The organism is Sphaerisporangium sp. NPDC005288 (assembly GCF_040607475.1).
Lineage (GTDB): Bacteria > Actinomycetota > Actinomycetes > Streptosporangiales > Streptosporangiaceae > Sphaerisporangium > Sphaerisporangium rhizosphaerae.
Map to the genome: position 1 here is coordinate 39,601 of NZ_JBEXGT010000018.1, position 23,656 is coordinate 63,256.

The 23,656-nt window shown below is 72.8% G+C and carries 20 protein-coding genes; 7 read left to right on the forward strand and 13 right to left on the reverse strand.

Annotated features, from left to right (window positions below):
• Positions 1-29: 29 nt before the first annotated feature.
• The 5 genes from pdxS to ABZU32_RS18540 form a co-directional block, all read right to left on the reverse strand.
• Positions 30-947, reverse strand: a complete 918-nt coding sequence (gene pdxS, locus ABZU32_RS18520; protein WP_354923688.1) for a pyridoxal 5'-phosphate synthase lyase subunit PdxS — start codon at positions 945-947, stop codon at positions 30-32.
• A gap of 139 nt (positions 948-1,086) precedes the next feature.
• Entirely contained in the window at positions 1,087-2,106 is a 1,020-nt protein-coding gene (locus ABZU32_RS18525) for a DUF3048 domain-containing protein (RefSeq protein ID WP_354847817.1), read from the reverse strand.
• Between the two features lie 213 nt (positions 2,107-2,319).
• Complete coding sequence (locus ABZU32_RS18530) at positions 2,320-3,366, reverse strand: hypothetical protein (RefSeq protein ID WP_354923689.1); 1,047 nt, start codon at positions 3,364-3,366, stop codon at positions 2,320-2,322.
• Positions 3,363-3,911 carry an RNA polymerase sigma factor gene (locus ABZU32_RS18535; protein WP_354923691.1) on the reverse strand — a complete coding sequence of 183 codons (549 nt, stop codon included), beginning with the start codon at positions 3,909-3,911 and terminating at the stop codon, positions 3,363-3,365. Before ABZU32_RS18535 ends, ABZU32_RS18530 begins: the two co-directional genes overlap by 4 nt.
• Before the next feature lie 534 nt (positions 3,912-4,445).
• Positions 4,446-5,822, reverse strand: coding sequence for a helix-turn-helix transcriptional regulator (locus ABZU32_RS18540; RefSeq protein ID WP_354923693.1), 1,377 nt, complete (start codon positions 5,820-5,822; stop codon positions 4,446-4,448).
• Positions 5,823-6,078: 256 nt separating this feature from the next.
• Between ABZU32_RS18540 and ABZU32_RS18545 the strand changes: the two genes are divergently transcribed.
• Entirely contained in the window at positions 6,079-6,939 is an 861-nt protein-coding gene (locus ABZU32_RS18545; protein WP_354923694.1) for a hypothetical protein, read from the forward strand.
• 60 nt (positions 6,940-6,999) lie between these two features.
• On the opposite strand, the gene ABZU32_RS18550 is transcribed toward ABZU32_RS18545, so the two are convergent.
• The 4 genes from ABZU32_RS18550 to pgsA form a co-directional block, all read right to left on the reverse strand.
• A complete protein-coding gene (locus ABZU32_RS18550) occupies positions 7,000-7,536 on the reverse strand; it encodes a hypothetical protein (protein ID WP_354923822.1) in 537 nt (178 codons plus the stop codon).
• Positions 7,537-7,541: 5 nt separating this feature from the next.
• Positions 7,542-8,699: a glycosyltransferase family 4 protein gene (locus ABZU32_RS18555; RefSeq protein WP_354923696.1), complete on the reverse strand. Its 1,158-nt coding sequence runs from the start codon at positions 8,697-8,699 to the stop codon at positions 7,542-7,544.
• A 43-nt stretch (positions 8,700-8,742) separates the two neighbouring features.
• On the reverse strand, positions 8,743-9,645 hold the full coding sequence (locus ABZU32_RS18560; protein ID WP_354847792.1) for a phosphatidylinositol mannoside acyltransferase: 903 nt from the start codon (positions 9,643-9,645) through the stop codon (positions 8,743-8,745).
• Between the two features lie 91 nt (positions 9,646-9,736).
• Positions 9,737-10,336 (reverse strand): phosphatidylinositol phosphate synthase, encoded by a 600-nt coding sequence (pgsA, locus tag ABZU32_RS18565; RefSeq protein WP_354847790.1) that lies wholly within the window; start codon positions 10,334-10,336, stop codon positions 9,737-9,739.
• Between the two features lie 299 nt (positions 10,337-10,635).
• On the opposite strand from pgsA, the gene ABZU32_RS18570 reads away from it, so the two are divergent.
• From ABZU32_RS18570 to ABZU32_RS18580, 3 genes are all read left to right on the forward strand, one after another.
• Complete coding sequence (locus ABZU32_RS18570; RefSeq protein WP_354923698.1) at positions 10,636-12,795, forward strand: elongation factor G-like protein EF-G2; 2,160 nt, start codon at positions 10,636-10,638, stop codon at positions 12,793-12,795.
• A 398-nt stretch (positions 12,796-13,193) separates the two neighbouring features.
• The gene (locus ABZU32_RS18575) at positions 13,194-14,840 is read left to right on the forward strand and encodes a family 10 glycosylhydrolase (RefSeq protein ID WP_354923700.1); all 1,647 of its coding nucleotides are present in this window, start codon (positions 13,194-13,196) and stop codon (positions 14,838-14,840) included.
• 98 nt (positions 14,841-14,938) lie between these two features.
• Positions 14,939-17,104 carry a hypothetical protein gene (locus ABZU32_RS18580; protein WP_354923702.1) on the forward strand — a complete coding sequence of 722 codons (2,166 nt, stop codon included), beginning with the start codon at positions 14,939-14,941 and terminating at the stop codon, positions 17,102-17,104.
• 87 nt (positions 17,105-17,191) lie between these two features.
• Here ABZU32_RS18580 and ABZU32_RS18585 read toward each other — a convergent pair whose 3' ends face one another.
• The 3 genes from ABZU32_RS18585 to ABZU32_RS18595 form a co-directional block, all read right to left on the reverse strand.
• Positions 17,192-17,734, reverse strand: coding sequence for an HIT domain-containing protein (locus ABZU32_RS18585; RefSeq protein ID WP_354847778.1), 543 nt, complete (start codon positions 17,732-17,734; stop codon positions 17,192-17,194).
• Positions 17,735-17,806: 72 nt separating this feature from the next.
• Positions 17,807-19,774, reverse strand: coding sequence for a threonine--tRNA ligase (gene thrS, locus ABZU32_RS18590; RefSeq protein ID WP_354923704.1), 1,968 nt, complete (start codon positions 19,772-19,774; stop codon positions 17,807-17,809).
• Between the two features lie 86 nt (positions 19,775-19,860).
• On the reverse strand, positions 19,861-20,478 hold the full coding sequence (locus tag ABZU32_RS18595) for a glycoside hydrolase family 25 protein (RefSeq protein ID WP_354847773.1): 618 nt from the start codon (positions 20,476-20,478) through the stop codon (positions 19,861-19,863).
• A gap of 145 nt (positions 20,479-20,623) precedes the next feature.
• Between ABZU32_RS18595 and ABZU32_RS18600 the strand changes: the two genes are divergently transcribed.
• The 3 genes from ABZU32_RS18600 to ABZU32_RS18610 all read left to right on the forward strand — a co-directional run bounded on the left by ABZU32_RS18600 (position 20,624) and on the right by ABZU32_RS18610 (position 22,228).
• Positions 20,624-20,890 carry a DUF1876 domain-containing protein gene (locus ABZU32_RS18600; RefSeq protein WP_354923706.1) on the forward strand — a complete coding sequence of 89 codons (267 nt, stop codon included), beginning with the start codon at positions 20,624-20,626 and terminating at the stop codon, positions 20,888-20,890.
• 177 nt (positions 20,891-21,067) lie between these two features.
• The gene (locus tag ABZU32_RS18605; RefSeq protein WP_354847767.1) at positions 21,068-21,493 is read left to right on the forward strand and encodes an Hsp20/alpha crystallin family protein; all 426 of its coding nucleotides are present in this window, start codon (positions 21,068-21,070) and stop codon (positions 21,491-21,493) included.
• Positions 21,494-21,586: 93 nt separating this feature from the next.
• The gene (locus tag ABZU32_RS18610; RefSeq protein WP_354847764.1) at positions 21,587-22,228 is read left to right on the forward strand and encodes a response regulator transcription factor; all 642 of its coding nucleotides are present in this window, start codon (positions 21,587-21,589) and stop codon (positions 22,226-22,228) included.
• On the opposite strand, the gene ABZU32_RS18615 is transcribed toward ABZU32_RS18610, so the two are convergent.
• The gene (locus tag ABZU32_RS18615) at positions 22,206-23,639 is read right to left on the reverse strand and encodes a GAF domain-containing protein (RefSeq protein ID WP_354923708.1); all 1,434 of its coding nucleotides are present in this window, start codon (positions 23,637-23,639) and stop codon (positions 22,206-22,208) included. The two genes, ABZU32_RS18610 and ABZU32_RS18615, sit on opposite strands and share 23 nt — an antisense overlap.
• Positions 23,640-23,656: the final 17 nt, after the last annotated feature.

Here is a 23,656-nt window from a genome sequence, read left to right on the forward strand (position 1 = left end):
CGCGAAAAGGCACCGGGACGGCGGGAAGATCACCAGCCGCGCGTGGCCAGGCGCTCGCTGTCGGGAAGCGTGGCGACGTTGATGCCGACCATGGCCTCGCCGAGCCCGCGGGAGACCTTGGCGATGACGTCGGGGTCGTCGTAGAAGGTGGTGGCCTTGACGATCGCCGCCGCCCGCTTGGCCGGGTCGCCGGACTTGAAGATGCCCGAGCCGACGAACACGCCCTCGGCGCCGAGCTGCATCATCATGGCGGCGTCCGCCGGGGTGGCGATGCCGCCGGCGGTGAACAGCACCACGGGCAGCTTGCCGGTCTTGGCGATCTCGGCGACCAGCTCGTAGGGCGCGCGCAGCTCCTTGGCGGCGGCGTAGAGCTCGGCCTCGTCCAGGGCGCCCAGGCGCTTGATGTCGCCGCGGATCTGCCGCATGTGGCGGGTGGCCTCCACGACGTTGCCGGTGCCGGCCTCGCCCTTGGAGCGGATCATGGCGGCGCCCTCGGCGATGCGGCGCAGGGCCTCGCCCAGGTTGGTCGCCCCGCAGACGAAGGGCACCGTGAAGGCCCACTTGTCGATGTGGTTGGCCTCGTCGGCGGGGGTGAGCACCTCGGACTCGTCGACGTAGTCGACGCCGATGGCCTGCAGGACCTGGGCCTCGACGAAGTGGCCGATGCGGGCCTTGGCCATGACGGGGATCGAGACGGCGGCGATGATGCCGTCGATCATGTCGGGGTCGCTCATGCGCGAGACGCCGCCCTCGGCCCGGATGTCGGCGGGCACGCGCTCGAGGGCCATGACGGCGACGGCCCCGGCGTCCTCGGCGATCTTGGCCTGCTCCGCGGTGACGACGTCCATGATCACACCGCCCTTGAGCATCTCGGCCATGCCGCGCTTCACGCGGGCGGTGCCGGTGACGGCGGTGGTCTCGGCGACTTCGGGGGTGCTGCTGGACACGGTCTTACCTCACGAGCGTGACGACGGGTTCCCGTCCCATGGTAGGCGCTGATCAGCCCGGCGCTCGCCGTCCGGATCGTCGCAACTCCACGGGCGCTTTGGACATGTTGTACGGGTACGGCGGACCGCGTGCCCCGGATCAGGGCTGCACGGGCTTGGGCGCCGCCAGGACGATCCACACCTGGCCGGGGCTGAGGTTCATCGGCTCGCCGCCCTCGGTGGTGAACGTGGCGCCCTCCTTCTCCGAGGAGCGCGACCATTCCGCCTTGTAGGCCTTGCCGTCGCGCAGGACGACGGCCTTGCCGGTACCGGTGGTGTGGATGAGGGGGGTGTAGCTGCCGGTGAAGTCGTGGAACTGCGAGCGGGTGGTCTTGGCGTACTGGACGACGATGGTGGGGGCGCCGAGCTGGCCGCCCTCGGCCGCCATGTCCTTCTTGCCGTCCTGCGTCACCAGCCAGCGCTTCTGGGAGGCCGCCCAGGTGAAGGTGAAGGTCGCCGCCGGATATTTCACGGTGAACGACTTCTTGGGGGTCCCGCCCTCCGGCGCGTCGCCGAAGGTGAGGCCGATGTCGCGCGCCTTGGTGGCCTTGGGCGCCTTCGCCAGCAGCTTCCTGGTGTCGGCGAACAGGTTGTAGGGGGCGACGCGGCCGGGCTGGCGGAAGTAGGCGCCCGGCGCGGCGCTGTCGGACACGTCGTACAGCGACGCCTGCTGGACCAGCGGCACCATCTTGCTCTGCACGCCCGAGTAGGCCAGGGCGGGCTTGCCGAACATCGGCAGCAGGTGCAGGTCGGAGATGCGGGCGCTGCGCACCGGGCCGACCTTGGCGGGGATCTTGGAGGAGAAGACCGCCATGAGGCGGGTCAGGCCGCCCTCGACCTGCTCGACGAACACCAGGTCGGCGCTGCGCAGTCCGAGCTGCGGCTTGCCCGAGGAGGTGTTCTCGATCTTCACGGCGAGCACCGGCCGGCGCCCCGCCACCGGCTGCCCGGTGAACGGGTGCTCCGGCGGCGGGGTCGGGGAGGCCGAGGCCGAGGCCACGGGCTCCGCGCCCTGCGACGCGGGCGCCGCGCCGCCGCCGCCGGAGGAGGAGCACGCCACGGCGGGCACCAGAACGGCCGTCCCCGCCAACGCGATGCCAATCACCCGTTTTGCTGGCACAGCTGCGGCTCCTCCCGATTCGTCGCGAAACGCCACGAAGCTTACCTATGCAGGCCCCGGCGAATACGCAAGATCGGTCGTATCACCCGAATCGAGGGCAAGTCGTTGCCAGTACTTGCCGCAATCCCTACCAAGGACCCCGGCCTACGGCCTGCCCGCCCGACGCGATGGGCGTCCCCGGCAGCGCCGGGACCTGCTCGGACCGGCTCGCCGTCAGCCCAGGGCGGGTGGTGGGGCGCTCCCGTTGTAGAAGGGATTCTCGGGCAGGCGCCCGGGCGTGACCAGCAGCCGGACCACCCCGGCCTTCACCTGCCAGGCGTTCCACACCGTCCAGCCCCCGTCCACCCGGTCCGCGGGCAACGGCTCGAAGGACAGGCCGCCGGTCTTCGGGTCGATGCGGATGAGGCTGAACACCGCCGACAACTCGCGCCGGCGCGCCTCGGCGAGGATCTCCCTGACCGGGCGGCCGTCCCGCAGGCGCACCCCGTGGAACATCCCCCCCGGCGCCAGAGCCGCGTCGAAGTTGGCGTACTCCTCCCCCGGCCTGGCCTGGCGGCCGATCCGGACGTCCACCCTCCCGGTCAGCCCGGCCGGGACCCGGATCACCATGACGCAGCCGGGGGACCGTCCGGGTTCGCACCCCCGGGGAGCCGTTCCCAGCGTCAGCGGGACGCCGCCGAACCGCGGGCCGGAGGGATCCGGCGTGGCCTGCCGGTCGGGAGCCTCCTTCGACGCGATCACCATGCCGAGGATCTTCCCCACGTATCCCGCCGAGACCGGCACCGGGCGCAGTTCGACCCGCAGGCCGACCGCCCGGAACGCCTCGGTGTACATGGCGTACTCGGCGAACGGGTCCTTGATGCGGGCGACGTACTGGTCGCCGTCCCGTCTGATGTCCACCGCCGCGTTGGCGTAGGACACCGCGACACCGCCTCCGTCCCGCACCAGGCTCGGCCCCACGACGACGCCCGTCGCGAGCAGGGCCGCGGCGGTGAGGCCGAGCACCAGGCGACGGGGGCCGAGCAGGAGGAACCGGCGCCGCGGCCCGGCCAAGGGGGCGGCTGGGCTCCCTGCGGCCACCGCCTCCGGCCGCGCGACGACCGTGTCCGGCCCAGGGACCGCCGACGCGTCGCTCCGCCGGCCCGTGATGGAGGCCAGCAGCGCCTGCGCCCCCGCGCCGGACCCCCCGCTTCCCTTTCTTCCGGGCTCCACCCGGGCCAGCGGCCGCAGCAACCGGCTGATCTCTTCCGCGTCGTTCACAGCGGCCTCCCCGCCGGGATCATCCGGCTGCCCGTCGTCAGGTGGACATCGGCCGCGCTCAGCGCGGCGGCGAAGCGCCTGCGCGCGCGGTGCAGCCTGATGCGCACCGCGTTGCGCGACACTCCGAGCATCGTGGCGATCTCGTCCCGGCCGAGCCCTTCCCAGGCGACCAGCGACAGCAGCTCGCGATCGTCGTCCGGCATGCTCCGGAACACCGCCGCGACCGCCCTCAGCTCGGCGCCGGCCTCCGGCGGATCGCCGTAGAGATCGACCATCTCGGCGTCGAGCTCCACGTCACGCATCCGCCGGCGGACCGACTTGCGGCGCTGGTCGGCCAGCACCCTGCGCGCCACGCCGTACAGCCAGAGCCTGGCCTCTCCGCCCCGCGGCAGGTCGGCCAGCTTGCGCCAGGCGATCGCGAAGGTCTCGGCCACGACGTCCGCCGCGTCCTGCGGCGAGTCACAGCGCCGCACCGCGTAGGCCGTGATCTGGTCGTAGCACTCCCTGTAGACGGCCTCGAACCGGGCCACCTCGTCATCATCCACGCGCCGTCCTCATGGGCGTCTCCTTCGTCAGTACCGGATGCGGACATCCCGTACATGGCGCGAGCGGACCCATCATTTCCGGCGAGCTACGCCAGGACGGCGGTCATGGTGCGCCGGCCGCCTGGCACCGCAGGCTCGCCGTCCGCTATGAAGCCGGCCGCCACATCGCCTTATCGACGACCGGCTGCCGACCTCGCCTCGCGACCGGCCCTCTGTGGGGGGCACACGTCGTCCAGCGCGGCGCGGAGGATCGCGTGGGCGTTCGCGCGCAGCATCTCGGCCGCGTCCTCCCGGGTCAGGCCCGCCACGTCGATCAGCCAGACCAGGGCCTCGATTCCGGTGGCGGCGCGGATCGCGATCGCGAGCCGCCGGGTGTCGAGGTGCGGCCGCAGCGGGACCAGGGCGTCCGCACGCGCTGTTCATCGAGCTCAAGGAGCCCGCCCCCGCCCCTTCCCCGGGCACCGCGCTCGGCCCGGAGGAAGGCTAGGGCGATTTCACCGCCATCCGCCCTACTACTCGTCGTCCGAGCTCCCGTCAGGCGGTGAGCTCGGCGGCCAGGTGGGCGCGGAACTCCTTGACGTGGACCGTGTCGGCGTAGGGGGTGAGGCGGTCGGAGAACTGCCTGACGCGCTCAACGGCCCGAACGGAGGTCAGCGACCGGGCCGCCGGAATCGCCTTCCGGGCCATATCGACGGCCCGCTCCACCTCTCCCATGCTCAGGTAGGCGTCGGCCGCGTTCACCCGGTTCAGCTGCGCCGAGCGTGGCCGGGCCTCCGCGAACTCGCGTACCGCCAGTTCGGCGCAATCGGCGGCCCGCTCGTGCTCGCCCAGCAGTTCCCAGCACATGCCCGCACGGGCGATCAGTTCCGGCTCGTCGTTCCAGGTGGCCCAGGCCGGGTCGCGGTCGCTCCGGCCCCGGGCGTGGACACGCTCGGCCTCGGCGAGCTTCAACTGGACGGTGCGTGCGCCATGTCCGTCCCGGCTCTCGCCAGGCCGGGTACGCAGTGCCGTCGCCCAAGCCTCCTCGACCAGCAACATCGCCGCCACCCATGGCGGCGCGTCCACGCGCCGGGCGGCTTCCACGGCGGCCCCGGTCAGCCAGACGGCCTGCGCCGAATGCCGCAGGTACAAGGCCTGATGGGTCATGCCCTCCAGGATCAGGGAGCCGATCATCGGGTCGCTGCCCAGTTTCGCCAGTTTGAGGGCCTGCCCGAAGTACTGCTGTGCCTGCCCATGACGGTGCAGGTCGAACGCGGTCCACCCCGCCATCCCCGTGAGCCCCGCGGCGGCCGACATGAGGGCGGCGCCGACCTTCTCGGTGTAGCGGCCGCGGAGCAACGGGTGGACCACGGTGCCGAGGTAGTCGACCACGGCCGGGCGGACCAGGCCGGCGCCGAAGCGGTGGTCCATCTCGCCGAACGCCTGCCGCGCCTCCTCGATGCGCTGGACGTCCGACAGGCCCACGGAGGGGCCGGAGCCGTCGTGGGCGGCGGAGGCGACCGGGGCGCCGTAGCTCCAGGCCGACAGCCAGCTTCCGAGGGCCGCGGGCACGAAGGGCAGGGCGGCGAGCACATGACGGCGATCGGGGTCCATGTCGCACCTCCACAGGCGTCCGGCGGCCTCGACCGTAGCCGCGAGCGACAGGTCGCTGAAGTCCGGGCGGAGCCAGGCTTCCGTATCGACCGGGGCACCGCCTTCGATCCACCGCTCGACCTCGGCCGGGTCCACCGCGAACACCTCGGCCATCCGCGCCCGGTACACCGGCCGGATGGCCTGCCTGCCGCGCTCCCAGCGGCTCCAGGTGGTCGGCGAGACCCACAGCGCCTCGGCGATCTCCTCCTGGCTCATGCCCATCCGCCTGCGCGCCCGCGCCAGCTCCGGCCTTCCCGCACCACGCTTCGGCCCGCCCACGACCACCTCCATGACCACGCGTAATCAGACGGCGACCCATTGTCAATAGGGACGGCACGGATTCCCGGCCCCCCGTCCGAAACGACCGGGAAACGACCACTGGGCGCGCAGACGCGCACGGCGGGCGACGGAAAGGTCCCCGGGACGCTTGGACGGCGCGGCGAACGGCGACGCCGGAGAGGGGACCTGTCGTGCGGGCGTTCGGTCGGGTCTCCTGTTGGAGCACCGTCGCCGAGAGCCGAGAAGGAGCAGCCCGATGCGGCCGATCCCCCACTGGTCAGCGGACGCACCCGGCGTCCCCTCAGGACGCCCGACGATCCCCGCCCAGAGAGACCCGGGCGCCGACGGGCGCACCGTCGCGAACCCCATGGACGGCATGAACGCCGGTCCTCGCCCCGGGCGGTCGGCCTCGGCCGGCACCTGCTGGGGCGAGGCGCCCCGGCGCGACCGCGTCCCCGAAGGGGACGGGCACGGACCCGTCATGGGAGGGGACGAGCACGGACGCCTCATCGAAGGAGATGGGCTCGGAGGCGTTCGCGAGGAGACGGCGGACCGTCGCGCCGCCGAGCGGGGAGCCGGTTTCGCCGCGACCGGCGGGGCGGGCGGGGAGTTCCCTTTCGCGCTGGTGAGCGTGGTGGTCGCGGTGCTGCATCCCGGTTCGGCGTGCCGCCGTGGCCGCGCCCTGGTCCGGGAGGCGCTCCAGGCCGAGGGGCTGTCCGGCGAGGAGGTGCTGGACGCCGAGACGATCGTGGCCGAGCTGGTGGCCAACGCCGAGCGGCACGGCCTGCCGCCCTACGAGCTGCGGGTCTATGAGCTCGGCGGCGTGCCGACCTGGTGCGAGGTGGTGGACGGCGACCCGGATCTCGGCTGGATCCCGGCCGTCCTGGGTCGTCGGCACGGGCGGGTGGAAGTGGGTCTGTTCTCCGAAGGCGGCCGGGGGTTGGTGCTGACCCGCGAGCTGTCGCAGGGCCACTGCCGCGCGTACGTCACCACGGCCTTCGCCGGCGGCGAGCCCGCCAAGGCCGTGGCCTTCGCCCTGCCGACCCGATCAGGCACCCGCCTGACCTGCCCTCCGCTGCTGCGCCACGCCCGGTCCCGGGCCCGCCTGCTGCCCTGACCAGAACCGCCGGGCTCAGGACTGCTGGGCTCAGGACTGCTGGGCTCAGGACTGCTGGGCTCAGGTCTGCTGGGCGAAGGAGGCGGGTTCGGCGTCGTCGATCTCGAAGAAGGACGGGGGGTCGGTGTGGCCGGCCAGCCGCAGGGTGCGGGCCAGCCAGCGGCGCTGGGCCCGCCGGGTCACCTCGGCGGCGTTGTTGTAGAAGCGGCGCGAGTAGATGACCTTGGTGACGGCGGTGTCCAGCTCGGCCGCCAGGGCGGCCCCCTCGGGGGTCTCGGCCAGTCGCTCCCTGAAGCGGTCCTGGTCCATGACGGCCCTGATCGTGCGCGACAGGTCGCTCTCGGCGTGCTCGCGCTCATCCGGCCCCGCCGAGCGGGCCTCGTGGGTGGCCGCGGCCAGCACCAGGCTGGTGGCCGGGTCCAGCACCCGTGAGGCGGCCAGCTCCATGCACACGGCGGCCCGGCTGATGAGCGCGGCGTCCAGGGCGGCCCGCGCGGTCTCCAGGCGGATGTGCATGCGGTCCAGCCGGCCGGCCCGCCAGGAGATGTAGACGGCGGTCAGCACGATGACCGCGCCGACGACCAGGCTGATGGTCATGGCGCTCACAGGACCACTCCGCGGCTCTCCTCTTCGACGCCGCCGCTGGTGGTCGCGGCGACCGTCTCGTAGACGCGCACGACGTCGCGGGCCACCGTGGACCAGTCGTACTTGCGCACGGCCACGCCGGCCTCGTCGGACAGCTTGGCGCGCCGCTCGGGGTCGTCCAGCAGGGACGCGGCCTCACGGGCGAGGGAGGCGGCGTCGCCGGTGGTGAACAGCGCGCCCGCCTGGCCCTCGCCGAGCACCTTGCGGAAGGCGGGGATGTCGCTCGCCAGCACGGTGGCCCCGGCCGCCATGGCCTCGGCGAGCACGATGCCGAAGCTCTCGCCGTGGGTGTTGGGCGCGCAGAACACGTCCACGGAGTGGTAGGCGCGGGCCTTGTCCTCCTCGCTGACCATGCCGAGGACCCCCACCCGGTCGCGCAGCGCCGCGGGCACCTTCGACAGCACCTCGTCGGCGTCGCCCGGCCCGGCCACCAGCAGCCGCAGGCCGGGACGCTCAGGGGCGAGCCGGGCGAAGGCCTCCAGCAGCACCGGCAGGCCCTTGCGGGGCTCGTCCATACGGCCGAGGAACCCGATGACGCCGCCGCCCGAGCCGCCGTCGGGGCCCCAGCCGGGCAGCGGCTCGGCGTCGGTGTACCGGCTGACCGTGACCCCGTTGGGGATGAGGACCGCGTCGCCTCCGATGTGCTCGACGAGCGTCTTTCGCGCGGCGTCGGACACGGCGATGCGGCCGGAGATCTTCTCCAGCGCGGTGTGCAGCACGGGCGCGGTGACGGCCACGACCCGCGAGCGCTGGTAGGAGGCGTGGAAGGTGGCCACGATGGGCCCGCTCGCCGCCCACACGGCCAGCAGGCCGACCGAGGGGACGGCCGGCTCGTGGACGTGCAGCACGTCGAACCGGCCCTCGCGCAGCCACTTGCGCGTCCGGCCGGCCGACAGGAAGCCGAACGCCAGCCGCGCCACCGAGCCGTTGTAGGGCACGGGGACGGCCCGGCCGGCGGAGGTCACGTAGTAGGGCAGCGGCGCGTCGTCGGAGGCGGGCGCGAGCACCGACACGTGGTGCCCGTCGGCGATGAGCGCCTCGGCCAGGTCGCGGACGTGGGCCATCACCCCGCCGGGGACGTCCCAGGTGTAGGGGCAGACCATGCCCACCCTCACGGCGCGCTCACCCCGCCCCGGGCGGGCCGGGCCGCGGGCGCGGTCACCGGGGCTCCAGGTCGTCCAGCCAGAGCCGCTGGAGCATGTGCCAGTCCTCCGGGTGCTGGGAGATGCCCTCCTGGAAGACGCGGGCCATGCTCTGGGTCATGACGGCGACCTTCTCCTGCCTCGTCCCCTCGGCCGGGACGGGGATCTCCTCGTGGATGTGGATCGCCCAGCCGGCGTCCTCGAACCAGATGGTCGCCGGGTGCAGCGCGGCGCCGGTCTGGACGGCCAGCAGCGCCGGGCCGGCGACCATGCGGGTCCTGCCGTCGAAGAAGTCGACCTCGATGCCCTTCTCGGTCAGGTCGCGCTCGGCGGGCAGGCAGACCGCGCGGCCGGCGCGCAGCCGCTGGGCCAGGGTGCCGAAGGCGTGCGCGGTGCCGCCGCCCTGGGCCGTCAGCGGCAGCACCTCCATGCCCAGGCTCTCGCGGAAGGCCACGAACCGCTCGTACAGCGACTCGGGCTTGAGACGTTCCATGACCGTGGTGAAGGTGTGGCCGCTGTGGACCAGCCAGGCACCGGACAGGTCCCAGTTGCCCATGTGGGGCAGGGCGAGCACGATGCCCCGGCCGCTGTCGAGGGTGTCGAAGATGCGCTCGCCGTGGATGGCGCGCGTGCCGGTGAGGATGCGCTCCTTGCCGATCACCGGCAGGCGCAGCGCCTCCATCCAGTAACGGAAGTAGGAGCGCATGCCGGCCCTGCTCAGGTCGCGGACCGAGGGGTCGGCGACGTCCTTGCCGGTGACCCGCGCCAGGTTGGACTCAAGGCGGCGCACGAGCTTGCCGCGCCTGCGCCAGATGAGGTCGGCGATGAGGCGGAAGGCCCACGCGGCCACCGGCTCGGGCAGCTTGGGCACCAGCACCCAGCCGAGGTGGAAAGCCCATACGACGAGCCGATCAGTCAACGCGAGGTTCACCCCCATGGGTAGGTCACAGGCTCCGGCGGGGCGCCGGTCGGGACTTCAGGGCATCATCGCCGATGCGCGGCCCGTAGGTTCATGTTGGCACCGTCTGGCGGTAAACGTGCACGATGCGCTGCACGGCGGTGAACGCGCTGGCGGCGGCGAGCAGCCACAGGCCCACGGCCAGGATGTAGGGCACGCCGAGTCCGCCGAGGCCGGCGGCGACCAGGACGACCACCAGACGCTCGGACCGTTCGGCCAGGCCGACGTCACAGGTGAGGCCGAGCCCTTCGGCCCGCGCCTTGGCGTAGGAGACCACGGCCCCCGCCACCAGGCAGAACAGCGCGACGCAGGCCAGCACGGCCTGCCCGGTGGACATGAACCACAAGATCAGCCCGGAGAAGACGGCGGCGTCGCCGACGCGGTCGAGGGTGGAGTCCAGGAAGGCTCCGAACACGCTGCCGTTGCCGAGCATGCGGGCCAGGACGCCGTCCAGCAGGTCCGCCAGAACGAAAAAGGTGATGACGACCGACCCGAGGAACAGCTGGCCGCGCGGATAGAAGCCGAGGGCTCCGGCGGCGACCCCGAGCGTGCCGAGGACGGTGATGACGTTCGGGCTGATCCCCCGGCGGGCGAGCGCCCGGCCGAGCGGGGACAGGACACGGGTGACGGCGGGGCGCAGGAGCTTCAACATCGCCGTCCGATCGTAGCCACTCCGGCCACGGGGTCCGAACCGAGCGCCGTCCCCTCACCTGGGCCGCTTCCCCGGACGGGGAACGGCGCGGCGCGGGCCGGGGAACGGCGGGGAACGACCCGGAGAACGGGTCAGGAAGTTCACATGTCTTCTCGCGAGCACTTTTGCCTTTAGACCCTTGTGATCCGCGCCGGACGGGTGAAGGGTGAATGCACCGCGCTCTTTTTCGGGCGGCGGGCGCGGCGGCGGACGATGCGACCGCGCGCGGCCGCATCTCACGGCGAGACGCGGGAGGCGTTATGCCAGAGAGAACAGCGGGAGGACCAGCGGGAGCCGCGGGCAGGGCACCCTCGGCCGACCGGCCGGATGCCGTGCGCAACGTCGTGCTGGTCGGCCACTCGGGGTCCGGGAAGACGACGCTCGTGGAGGCCCTGCTGGCCGCGACGGGCACCATCCAGCGCACCGGCCGGGTCGAGGACGGCACGACCGTCAGCGACTTCGACGAGGTGGAGGTGCGCCAGCAGCGTTCGGTCAACCTGTCGGTGGCGCCGCTCACCTACAACGGCATCAAGATAAACCTCCTGGACACCCCCGGCTACGCCGACTTCGTGGGCGACCTGCGGGCGGGCCTGCGCGCCGCGGACGCGGCGCTGTTCGTGGTCTCCGCCGCCGAGGGCATCGACGGGCTGACGCGCATGCTGTGGGAGGAGTGCGCCTCGGTCGGCATGCCGCGCGCCGTCGTCATCACCAAGATCGACCATCAGCGGGCCGACTTCGACGACGTGGTCACCGCCTGCCAGGACACCTTCGGCGACGGCGTGGCGCCTCTCTACCTCCCGGTGGTCACCAACGGCCATGTGAACGGCCTCATCGGCCTGCTGTCGCAGAAGTTCTACAACTACGCGACCGGCACGCGCACCGAGAACCAGGCGGGCGCGGCCTACCAGGAGCAGATCGACGCCTACCGGGGCACGCTGATCGAGGGCATCATCCAGGAGAGCGAGGACGAGTCCCTCATGGACCGCTACCTCTCCGGCGAGGAGATCGACACCAAGGTCCTGATCGACGACCTGGAGAAGGCCGTGGCCAGGGGCGGCTTCTACCCCGTGCTGGCGACGTGCGCCGTGCAGGGGTCGTGCGCGATCGTCGGCATGCAGGAGCTGCTGGAGATCATCACCCAGGGTTTCCCCTCCCCCATGGAGCACCCGCTGCCCGAGATCACCACGATCGGCGGCAAGCCGGTGCCGGGCCTCGCCTGCGACCCCGACGGGCCGCTGGTCGCCGAGGTGGTCAAGACCACCAGCGACCCCTACGTCGGCCGCATCAGCCTGGTCAGGGTCTTCTCCGGCACGCTGCGCCCCGACATGGTGGTCCACGTCTCCGGGCACGGCCTGACCGAGCGGGGCCACGAGGACCACGATCTGGACGAGCGCATCGGCGCGCTGTCCTCCCCGCTGGGCAAGCACCAGCGCACCACCACCAAGTGCGTCGCGGGCGACATCTGCGCGGTGGCCAAGCTCAGCCGGGCCGAGACGGGCGACACGCTGTCCGACAAGGACCAACCGCTGCTGGTGACCTCCTGGACCATGCCCGACCCGCTGCTGCCCGTCGCCATCCGCGCCAGGTCCAAGGCCGACGAGGACAAGCTCTCGCAGGCCCTCGGGCGCCTGGTGGCCGAGGACCCGACCCTGCGCCTGGAGAACAACCCCGAGACGCGCCAGCTCGTCCTGTGGTGCATGGGCGAGGCCCACGCTGACGTGCTGCTGGACCACCTGGCCAAGCGCCACGGCGTCGACGTCGAGCGCGTCGAGCTGCGGGTGCCGCTGCGCGAGACCTTCGGCGGCAAGGCCCAGGGCACCGGCCGCAACGTCAAGCAGACCGGCGGGCACGGGCAGTACGCCATCTGCCACGTCGAGATCGAGCCCCTGCCCTCCGGCGGCGGCTTCGAGTTCGTCGACAAGATCGTCGGCGGCGTGGTGCCGAGGCAGTTCATCCCCTCGGTGGAGAAGGGCGTGCGGGCCCAGATGGAGCGCGGCGTGCTGGCCGGCTACCCGGTGGTGGACATCCGGGTGACGCTGTTCGACGGCAAGGCCCACTCGGTCGACTCCTCCGACATGGCCTTCCAGATCGCCGGGCAGCTCGCCCTGAAGGAGGCGGCGGCCAAGGTGCCCGCCCTGCTGCTGGAGCCGGTGGACGAGCTGTCGGTGCTGGTCGAGGACGAGCACGTCGGCGCGGTGATGTCCGACCTGTCCTCGCGCCGTGGCCGCGTCCTCGGCACCGAGCCGGTCGGCACCGGGCGCACGCTGGTCAAGGCGGAGGTCCCCGAGCTGGAGATCACCCGGTACGCCATCGACCTGCGGTCCATGTCGCACGGCACGGGCACCTTCCACCGCTCGTTCCTGCGGTACGAGCCACTGCCCTCCCACCTGGCCGACAAGCTCAGATCGGCCGCCGACTAGACCCTTCCCGGCGGCCCCGGGCTTCACGGGGATGGCCGCCGGACGCGGTGCGAGCGCGCGGGCCGTACGACACCGGCCGGCCCGCGGCGTTCGCGAGCCCGGCGCCCGTGAGGCCGCCGCAGGGCGCCCGGAGCCCTCGGAGGTAAGGCAGTTGTCACCCGCGCCGGAGGCCGGAGCAGATCTGGCGACCGGTCCGGGAGATCACCGGGCGGGCCGGGGCGCCGAGGCGCAGGTGCCGGCCGGGAAACCGCCGTGTCCGCACCGGACGGCGGCCGCCGTCATGGGCCGGCGCTCCCCGCCACGGCGGCCTCATATACCTCGCGCGTCACCGTGGCATCACGGTGCGATTTCTTTTATCGGGCCTTACCAGTGTTTGGCCGATGCCAGACTGATGTCCCATGCGAAACGGACATCGGCCTCTGCTCGCCGCCACCACCATGGCGGTGGTCACCACCGGCGTCGCCTATCTCTTCGGGCCTGGCGCCGCTCCCGCCGACAGCGAGGCCAAACGCCCGGCCGCCGAAGCCAAGCGGTCGGCCGCCGAGGCCAAGCCCACGACCGGCCAAGCCAGGTCCGCGGCCGCCCACCCCGCTGCGGCGAAGCAGGAGCAAGCGTGCGAGGCGAGCCCCAAATACCCCAAGCGGCAACTGCGGGGCGTGTGGATCGCGACCGTGCACAACGTCGACTGGCCGTCCAAGACCGGCCTGGACGCGGCGCGGCAGCAGGCCGAGTACGTCCGCATCCTGGACAACGCGGTCAAGCGCCACCTCAACGCGGTGTTCGTCCAGGTCCGTCCGGCCTCCGACGCGATCTACAAGTCCCCCTACGAGCCGTGGTCCCAGTGGCTGACCGGCACCGCGGGCCGCGACCCCGGGTGGGAGCCGCTGCCCTTCCTCATCGACGAGGCGCACAAGCGCGGCCTTGAGTTCCACGCCTGGTTCAACCCCTACCGCGCGGCCGACAAGGACGACGTGTCCAAGCTGCCGGCGAACCACCCGGCGCGCCTGCACCCGAAGTGGGTGGTCAAGCACGAGGGGAAGCTGTACTACAACCCCGGCCTGCCGGAGGTGCGCGCCTACACCGTCAAGGTGATCAAGGACGTGGTGCAGCGGTACGACATCGACGGGGTGCACTTCGACGACTACTTCTACCCCTATCCCGGCCGGGGCACGAAGTTCGGCGACGCCGCCGCCTTTACAAAGTACGGCAAGGGCATGTCGCTCGCCGAGTGGCGGCGGGAGAACGTCAACACGCTGGTCTCCCAGGTCGGCGCGGCCGTCCACCAGGCCAAGCCGTACGTCAAGTTCGGCATCAGCCCGTTCGGCATCTGGCGCAACAAGTCCGACGACCCCACGGGCTCCGACACCAAGGGCCTGTCCGCCTACGACGCCATCTACGCCGACGCGAAGGCGTGGATCAAGTCCGGGTCGATCGACTACGTCATGCCGCAGATCTACTGGCCGCGCGGCTTCGCCGCCGCCGACTACGCCAAGCTCGTGCCGTGGTGGGCCGACCAGGTCAAGGGCACCGGAGTGCACCTCTACATCGGTCAGGCGCTCTACCGCGTGGGCACCAAGGACACCGCGGCCTGGACCAGGGCCGGCGAGCTGCCCGCCCACCTGACCCTCAACCGCAAGTACCCCGAGGTGCGGGGGGACGTCTACTTCAGCGCCGCCCAGCTCGCCAAGAACCCGCTGGGCGTGCTCGACGCGCTGGTCAAGGACCACTACCCCCGCCCCGCGCTGCTTCCGCTGGTCCAGGACCGCGGCGGCAGGGCCCCGGCGGCCCCCACCGGGCTCACCCTGGCGGGCGGCGCGCTCAGCTGGAAGTCCTCCCCCGAGGCCCGGTCCTACGCCGTGTACCGGGTCACGGGCGCCAAGCCGGACGCGTGCGCGACGGCCGACGGCCGCAACCTGGTGGCCGTGGCACCGGCCGCCCCGGCCGCCGTCCAGTCCTTCACGGTCACGGCCGGCGGCTCCTACCTGGTGACCGCCCTCGACCGCCTCGGCAACGAGAGCGCGCCCGCCACCGTCGTCCTGCCCTGATCCCGGGCCACGCCGGGCCGCGGGCGATGTTCACCGCGATTTCCTGGACCGGGCGGCGCGCTTTCCCGTACGGTTCCATGGATTCGCGGGTGGACGTCATGGGAGGTCAGTCAGTGGTGAGGCGGGCGCTGGGCGCATTGGCGGTGATCACGCTGTGCATGGTCACGACCGGCGCCGCGTGGGCGCATGCCCCCGGGCGGGCGGAGGCCGCAGGACGGGCCGACGCCCCAGGGCGGGTGGCGCTGATCGGCGTGCCGGGGCTCCACTGGGACGACGTGAGCGCCGAGACCACCCCGAACCTGTGGCGGCTCGCGGCGCAGAGCGCCATCGGTTCGCTGTCGGTGCGCACCGTCGGCCGCGTCACCTGCCCCTACGACGGGTGGCTGACGATCTCCTCGGGCGTTCGCTCCTCGGTCGGCGCCCGCTGTGGGCCGCCGCCCGCCGTCGAGCAGCAGGGCGGCAAGGCCGTCATCCCCGGCTTCGACTGGCTGTGGACCGTGCGCGACGCCGACTACGCCGGCTCGCTCGGCGCGGCCGTCCACGCGGCCGGTGGCTGCACCTCGGCCGTCGGTCCGGGGGCGGCGCTCGCGCTCGCCGACCGCTCCGGCGCCGTCGACCTGTACGCCCCGGCGCCCGACGGCGTCCGCGACTGGTCCGCCTGCCCAGTGCTGGCCGCCGACATCGACGACCTGGTGCGCCCCTACTACGACGGCGAGCTGCTGGCGGACGCCCCCGACAAGCTGACCCCCGCCGCCCGCCGGGCGGCGCTCGCCGCCGCGGACGCCGGCGTCGGCACGGTCGTGGGGCACCTGCCCGCCGACACGCGGGTCGTGCTGACCGGGCTGTCCGACCACGGCTCCGAGCCGCACCTGCGGGTGGCGATGTGGCGGGCGCCCGGCGCCCAGGACCACTTCCTGGGCGCGACCTCCACCCACCGCGACGACATGGTGATCCTGCCCGACGTGACCGCGACGGTTCTGCGGGCGGCCGGGGCGGCCGTCCCCGGCACCGTCATCGGGGTGCCGTGGGCGCCCACCGGCGCGACCGGCACCGAGGAGGGCGTCGCCGCCCTGCGGCACGCCGACGTCGCCGGGCAGACCATCCGCGCCGTCGGCGGCGGCTTCTTCACCGGCCTCGCCGTGCTGCAGGTGCTGTTCTACCTGGTCGCCTTCCTGCTGCTGCGCCGCCGCCGGGCCCTCGGCGGAGTGCGCGTCGCCGCGCTCGCCCTGGCCTCGCTGCCGGTCTCGACCTACCTGGTGAACCTCGCCCCGTGGGAGCGCGCCGCGGCGCCGGCGGTCACGCTGGTGGCCGGGGTGCTCGCCTGCGCCGCCGCGCTCACCGTGCTGGCCCTCGGTGCGCCGGTCGCGTGGGCGCGGCTGCGCGGCCGTCCCGGCGCGGGCGGGGTGCTCGGGCCGCCGTCGGTGATCGCCGGGGTCACGGCCGCGGTGCTGGTGGGCGACCTGCTCACCGGCACGCCCCTGCAGCTCGACAGCATCATGGGGTACACCGGCGTGGTCGGCGCCCGCTACTACGGCCTGGGCAACATCCCGTTCGCGCTGATGGCCACCGCCGTGCTGCTGCTGACCACCGCGGTCGCCGACGGGCTGGTGCGGGCCGGGCGCCGACGGGCGGCCGTCCTCCTGGTGGCCGGGCTGGGCGGTTTCGCGATGATCCTGGACGGCTGGCCGGGGGTGGGCAGCGACTTCGGCGGCGTCATCGCCTTCGTGCCGGGCATCGCGGTCACCGCCCTGCTGGTGGCCGGCAAGCGGGTCTCGGTGGTCAGGCTCGGGGCGTTCTGCGTGGCCGGCGGGGTCCTGGTGATGGGCATCGCCTACCTGGACCACCTGCGGCCGCCCGCCTCGCAGACCCATCTCGGGCGGTTCGCCGGTCAGGTGATCGACGGCACGTTCCTGCCGGTGATCGGGCGCAAGCTCGGGGCCATGCTGAGCACGCTGCTGTCGCCCAACCTCATGCCGATCGTCATCGCGGCGTTCGCGTTCCTGGTCTTCGCGCTGCTGCGGCCGGGCACCGCGAGCGCCGGGGTGCTGCCGGTGGCCTTCGAGCGGGCGCCGATGCTGCGCGCCGGGCTGATCGGCGCGCTGGTGAGCGGCGTGGTGGGCATGCTGGTCAACGACTCGGGCGCGGCCGTGCTGTCGATGGCCCTGGCGCTGGCCGTGCCGCTGGTGCTGTCGGCCGGCATCCGCGCCCTGGCCCCGCAGGCGCCGGCCCGCCCGGCCCCCGCGCTCAGCCCGCTGCCCACCTGAGCCGGGACCGGCGAGCGCGTCCGTCCGAACCGTCCGTCCAAGCCATCCGTCCGGGCCGCCCGTCCAAGGTGGCGGCCGGTCGGCGGGTCAGGCGGGCCAGGCGCCGGCGAGCAGGTCGCGGGTGTCCTGCAGGAGCTGGGGCAGCACCTTGGTGTGGCCGACCACCGGCATGAAGTTGGTGTCGCCGCCCCAGCGGGGCACGACGTGCTGGTGCAGGTGGGCGGCGATGCCGGCGCCGGCGACGTGGCCGAGGTTCATGCCGACGTTGAACCCCTGCGCGCCGCTGGCCTTCCTCAGCGACAGCACCGCGCGCTTGGTGAAGTCGGCCAGCTCGGCGGTCTCCGCCTCGTCCAGGTCGACGTAGTCGGCGACGTGGCGGTAGGGCACCACCATCAGGTGCCCGGAGTTGTAGGGGTAGAGGTTGAGCACCGCGAAGACCGAGGAGCCGCGGGCCACGATGAGCCCGTCCTGGTCGCTCATCTTGGGGATCTCGCAGAACGGGCAGCCGTCGCCGGGGCCCGAGCCGCTCGGCTTGTTCTCTCCCTTGATGTAGGCCATGCGGTGCGGGGTCCACAGACGCTGGAAGTTGTCGGGATCTCCCGCACCGGGCTGCTCAATCGGCTCCTGCATGCCTTGCAGCATAGGACGCGGGGCGCCGGCCGCGCCCGCCGGGCACCGCCGCCGCCCCGCCTCCTTCGAGCCTCAGACCTGGACGCGGCGTTCGACGGCGTCGACGATCTCGGCGATCGCGTCGTCCACGGGGACGCCGTTGTTCTGCTCGCCGCTGCGGTAGCGGAAGGAGACCGCGCCGGCCGCGACGTCGTCGTCGCCGGCCAGCAGCATGAACGGCGCCTTGGCCTTCTGCGCGTTGCGGATCTTCTTCTGCATGCGGTCGGCCGAGGCGTCGACCTCGACCCTGATGCCCCGCTCGCGCAGCCGGCCGGCTATCTGCGAGAGGTAGTCGACGTGGGCGTCGGAGATCGGGATGCCGATCACCTGCACCGGCGCGAGCCAGGGAGGGAACGCCCCGGCGTAGTGCTCGACCAGCACGCCGAAGAACCGTTCGATCGACCCGAACAGCGCCCTGTGGATCATGACCGGGCGCTGGCGCGCCCCGTCCGCCCCCTGGTACTCCAGCTCGAACCGCTCGGGCAGGTTGAAGTCGAGCTGGATGGTGGACATCTGCCAGGAGCGGCCGATGGCGTCCCGCACCTGCACCGAGATCTTGGGGCCGTAGAAGGCGGCGCCCCCGGGGTCGAGCACCAGCTCGAGCTTCTCGGACTCGGCGACCTCGCGCAGCGTCTGGGTGGCCTCCTCCCAGTCTTCGTCGGTGCCGACGAACTTGACCGGGTCCTTGGTGGACAGCTCGAGGTAGAAGTCCTCCAGGCCGTAGTCGCGCAGCAGCTCGAGCACAAAACGCAGCAGCGAGGTCAGCTCGTCGCGCATCTGCTCGCGGGTGCAGTAGATGTGCGCGTCGTCCTGGGTCAGGCCGCGCACGCGGGTGAGGCCGTGCACCACGCCGGACTTCTCGTACCGGTAGACCGTGCCGAACTCGAACAGCCGCAGCGGCAGCTCGCGGTAGGACCGCCCGCGCGCCCTGAAGATCAGGTTGTGCATCGGGCAGTTCATCGGCTTGAGGTAGTAGCGCGCGCCCTCCAGCTCCATGGGAGGGAACATGCCGTCGGCGTACCAGTCGAGGTGGCCGGAGACCTGGTAGAGGTGCTCCTTGGTGATGTGCGGGGTGTTGACGAAGGAGTACCCGGCCTCCTCGTGCCGCTTGCGGGAGTAGTCCTCCATGAGCTTGCGGATCACCCCGCCCTTGGGGTGGAACACCGGCAGGCCCGAGCCGAGCTCGGGCGGGAAGGAGAACAGGTCGAGCTCGGCGCCGAGCTTGCGGTGGTCGCGCTTCTCGGCCTCCTCCAGCAGGCGGAGGTATTCATCCTGCCGGTCACGCGACTCCCAGGCGGTGCCGTAGATGCGCTGGAGCTGCGGGTTCTTCTCGCTGCCCCGCCAGTAGGCGCCGCCGGAGCGCATCAGCTTGAACGCCGGGATGGACCGGGTGGAGGGCACGTGCGGCCCGCGGCACAGGTCCTTCCAGCAGAGCTCGCCGGACTTGGGGTCGAGGTTGTCGTAGATGGTGAGCTGGCCGCCGCCCACCTCGACGCTCTCCTCCTCGCCGGCGCCGCCCTTGAGGCCGATGAGCTCGAGCTTGTAGGGCTCGGCGGCGAGCTCCTCGCGCGCGGCCTCGTCGCTGACGGCGCGCCTGGCGAAGGTCTGGCCCTGCTTGACGATCTCGCGCATGCGCTTCTCGACGCGCTTGAGGTCGTCGGGGGTGAAGGGCTGCTCGACGTCGAAGTCGTAGTAGAAGCCGTTCTCGACGGGCGGGCCGATGCCGAGCCGGGCGCCGGGGAAGATCTCCTGGACGGCCTGGGCCATGACGTGCGCGGTGGAGTGGCGCACGATCGCCCGGCCCTCCTCGCTGTCGATGGCGATGGGCTCGACGACGTCGCCGTCGGCGACCTCGGCGGCGAGGTCGCGCGGCTCGCCGTTGATCTTGGCGGCGACGACCGACCGGCCGTCGGCCGCGAGCGCCTCTCCGGCCGTCGTGCCGCCCGCCACCACACGCTCGGCTCCGGCGAGGGTGATGCGTATTTCGAGGGCGGCAGACACGGTTGCTCCAAGGAGATGGGTGGGCGCGGGCACTCCGCTTGTCGTGCCCGATGCTACCGGGAAACCGGTCGGCGTTATCGCGCTCCCTACGCCTTGCTGCGGCGGTCCTCGGCCGGTTGCAGGCCGAGCGCGGTGAGCTGCGCGCGGGTGCCGCGGAAGACGTTGCGGTCGATCGGGCCGTGCGCGTACTGGTGGATCGCCCAGCGGTCCCACGGCGGCGGCACGACGGGGTGGCCCTTGGGATGACTGGGCGCGGCGATCCACAGCGGGTAGTCCTCAAGACCCGCGCAGTAGCCCTTCTTGGCGAAGGACAGGAAGGTGTAGATGAGCGGCCGCACCCCGGTGACGATGTTCACCACGTGGCACCAGCGCCGGGCGAAGGCGGCCACCCGCTGGGGCGGCAGGTGCCCGGAGTGCTCCAGGTCCAGGGCGATCAGGTCGCCGCGCCGCAGGCCGCCCGCCGCGTCGACCACGTCCAGGAAGTGGCGCACCTGGTCCTCGGCGTCGCCCTTCGGGTGGGCGAAGTGGTAGGCGCCGCAGACCAGCCAGTTCTCCCGCATGGCCGCCCAGTTGCGGGCGAACCACTTGTCGGTGAAGCCGGTGCCCTCGGTCGCCTTGGCGAATCCGAAGTCGACGCCGTCGCCGGCGTGCCCCGCCCAGTTGACGGCGCCCTGCCAGTTGGACACATCGATGCCGTGCAGCATGAAGCCTTCCCACATCCCCCGAACTCGCCCCCGGGGGATTGTAGTGAGGACACCCCCGCGGAGGCGGCCGGACACGCCCGGGGCGGCGTCCCGGCGCGCGGGCGGGTGAGAGATGGTGGAGGTAGGACACTGGAAGGAGGCCCCCATGCAGGTCAAGCAGTGGACAGTGGAGATCTACATAACCGAGGACGACAACGACGACCGCACCGTCGCGCGGGCCGTCCTGATGAACCGCGCCGGTATGCGGCGCGAGGGAGTCGGGTACGCCCGGCGCAACCCGGTCGACCGGCCCGTCCCGGAGATCGGCGACGAGCTGGCCGTGGGGCGCGCTCTGGCGGACCTGTCGGCCAAGCTGACCGAGGACGCCGCCGAGGACGTCGCCCAGATGGCGGGGCAGTCCCGGCGCGTGTGAGCGCCACCACGGGTGGAGCGTGACGGTCCGCGACGCGGGGCGGAGGGGCGGCGCGTCGGCCGTCCGCCCCTCGCGAGGCGAACGTCACGCGCATTCGGGACCTACGACCGTGACCCCGGCGCGCTTCGGGGAGTCGGATGGAACTGATGGTCCCGCGAACTATCCAGGGAGGTTCTCATGTCCATACAGACGCGAAGCACGTCCAGGGGCCTGGTACCCGACCTGCTGGACTGGCTGGAGGCGCCCTTCACCGGAGGCGGCCGCCCCTACACCGCGGGCCAGATGGTCCGGTTCGAGGACACCGTGCGGGACGGCCACTACATCGTGCGCGCCGAGCTGCCCGGCATCGACCCCGAGCAGGACGTCGAGGTGGTGGTGTCCAACGGGATGCTGACCATCCACGGCGAGCGCAAGGAGGAGCGGTCCGAGCCGCACCGCACGGAGTTCCGGTACGGGGAGTTCAGCCGGTCGGTCCCGCTGCCGGCCAATGCCGGGGAGCAGGACGTCAAGGCCGTCTACCACGACGGCATCCTGGAGGTGGACATCCCGCTGGCGGAGGAGAGGCAGCAGAGCAAGCGCGTGCCGGTGGAGAAGGCCGACTAGCGCCGGACGCTCCGGACCCGGCCCGCGGGGACACGGGCCGGGCCCGGAGCGGTAGTCCGGGCCGCGCGCGGGAGAGGTCACTGGGGTCGCCTTATGATTCGCGTGTTCCTGCTGGACGACCATGAAGTGGTCCGCCGGGGGGTCGCCGCCCTGCTGTCGGCCGAGGGCGACATGGAGATCGTCGGAGAGGCCGGCACGGCGGAGCAGGCCGTGGCGCGCATCCCGGCGCTCAGGCCGGACGTGGCGGTGCTGGATGTGCGGCTGCCCGACGGCAACGGCGTGGAGGTCTGCCGCGAGGTGCGCGCGAGGACGCCCGGGCTGGCCTGCCTGATGCTGACCTCCTTCGCCGACGACGACGCCCTGTTCGACGCCGTCATGGCGGGCGCGGCCGGTTACGTGCTCAAGCAGATCCACGGGTCCGACCTGGTCGGCGCGGTGCGGACGGTGGCGGCCGGCCAGTCGCTGCTGGATCCGGAGAGCACCGCGTCGATGCTGCGCCGCCTGCGCGAGCAGGCCGCCAGGAAGAGCCCGCTGGCGGCGCTCACCGGCCAGGAGCGTCACATCCTGGAGCTCATCGGGGAGGGGCTGACCAACCGGCAGATCGGCGAGCGGCTGTTCCTGGCCGAGAAGACGGTCAAGAACTACGTCTCCAACCTGCTGGCCAAGCTGGACATGCAGCGGCGCACGCAGGCCGCGGCGCTCGCGGCGCAGCTCAAGGCCGGCCGCCGCGACTGACCCCGCCCCCGCCGTCCGGCAGGTCACGGGCGGCCGGGGCCGCCTGGGACGGAGTGGCGTGGCGCCAGGCCATGCGCGCGCCCGGCGGGGAGGCGCCGAGGACGGGAGGGCTCTGGAGGGCGAAGATGGCCGAGCGGATGCGCCGGATGGTGCCGTCCAGCTCGTCGATGGCGTGCCGCACCCTCGTGCGTGCCTCGGGCCGGTCGAGCAGGCGCATCGCGCCCATCAGCGTCATGGCCACCCCGAACAGCCGCTGGATGACGACGTCGTGCAGGTCCTTGGCGATCCGGTCGCGGTCCTCCAGCAGCAGCAGCCGCTCGGCGTCCGCGCGGGCCTCGGCCAGTTCCAGGGCGAGCGACGCCTGCCCGGCGAAGGAGTGCAGCATGCGCACGTGGGGCCCGCCGAAGGGCGGCCGGCCGGGGCGCCTGCCGAGCGACAGCACCCCGCGCACCGCGCCGGCGGCGCCCAGCGGCACGGCGACGGCCGGGCCCGCGCGCGAGCGCTCGCACACCAGGGCGGGGATCGCCGTCTCCGCCAGGTCGGCGACGACGACCGGCTCGCCGGAGGTGTAGGCGCGGCCCGGCAGCGAGTCGGCGACCGCGACCTCCGCGGGGCTGACCCGCCCGGCCGGCACGCCGTCGGCGACGGTGACGCGCAGCCGTTCCCCGCCGGCGCAGGGCAGCAGCACCACCGCGACGTCGGCGCCGGACATCTCCCGCGCCCGCCGGGCCACCAGCGCGAGCACCTCGGCCGAGCCGGCCCCCGACAGCAGGCGGGTGGTGACCTCCGAGGACGCCTGGAGCCAGATCTCGCGGCCGCGGGTCTCCTCGTACAGGCGGGCGTTCTCGATGGCGACGCCCGCCGCGGCGGCGAGGGCGACCACGACCGCCTCGTCGTCCTCCCCGAAGTCGCCTCCCCCGCGCTTCTCGGTCAGGTAGAGGTTGCCGAAGACCTTCTCGCGCACCCTGATCGGCACGCCGAGGAAACCGCCCATGGGCGGGTGGCCGGGCGGGAAGCCGGAGGACTCGGGGTGCTCGGCGATGCGGTGCAGCCGGAGCGTGCGCGGCTCCTTGATCAGCAGGCCGAGCAGGCCCAGCCCGTGCGGCCAGTGCTCGACGCGGGCGATCTCCTCCTCGCTCAGCCCGACCGGGATGAACTGCACCAAGGTGTTCTCCTCGCCGATCACGCCGAGGGCGCCGTAGGTGGCGTCCACCAGGGTCGTGGCCGTCTCGACGATGCGACGCAGGACGGTCTGCAGGTCCAGGTCGCCGCCCACGGAGACGACCGCGTCCAGCAGCGCGTGGACCCGGTCACGGGTGGCGAGCACGGTCTCCAGCCGGGCCCGCAGCTCCGACAGCACCTCGTCCAGCCGCGTGTGCGGCATGAGGGAGCGCGGTGGGACGTCCGCCATACCAGGAGTGTCCCCAT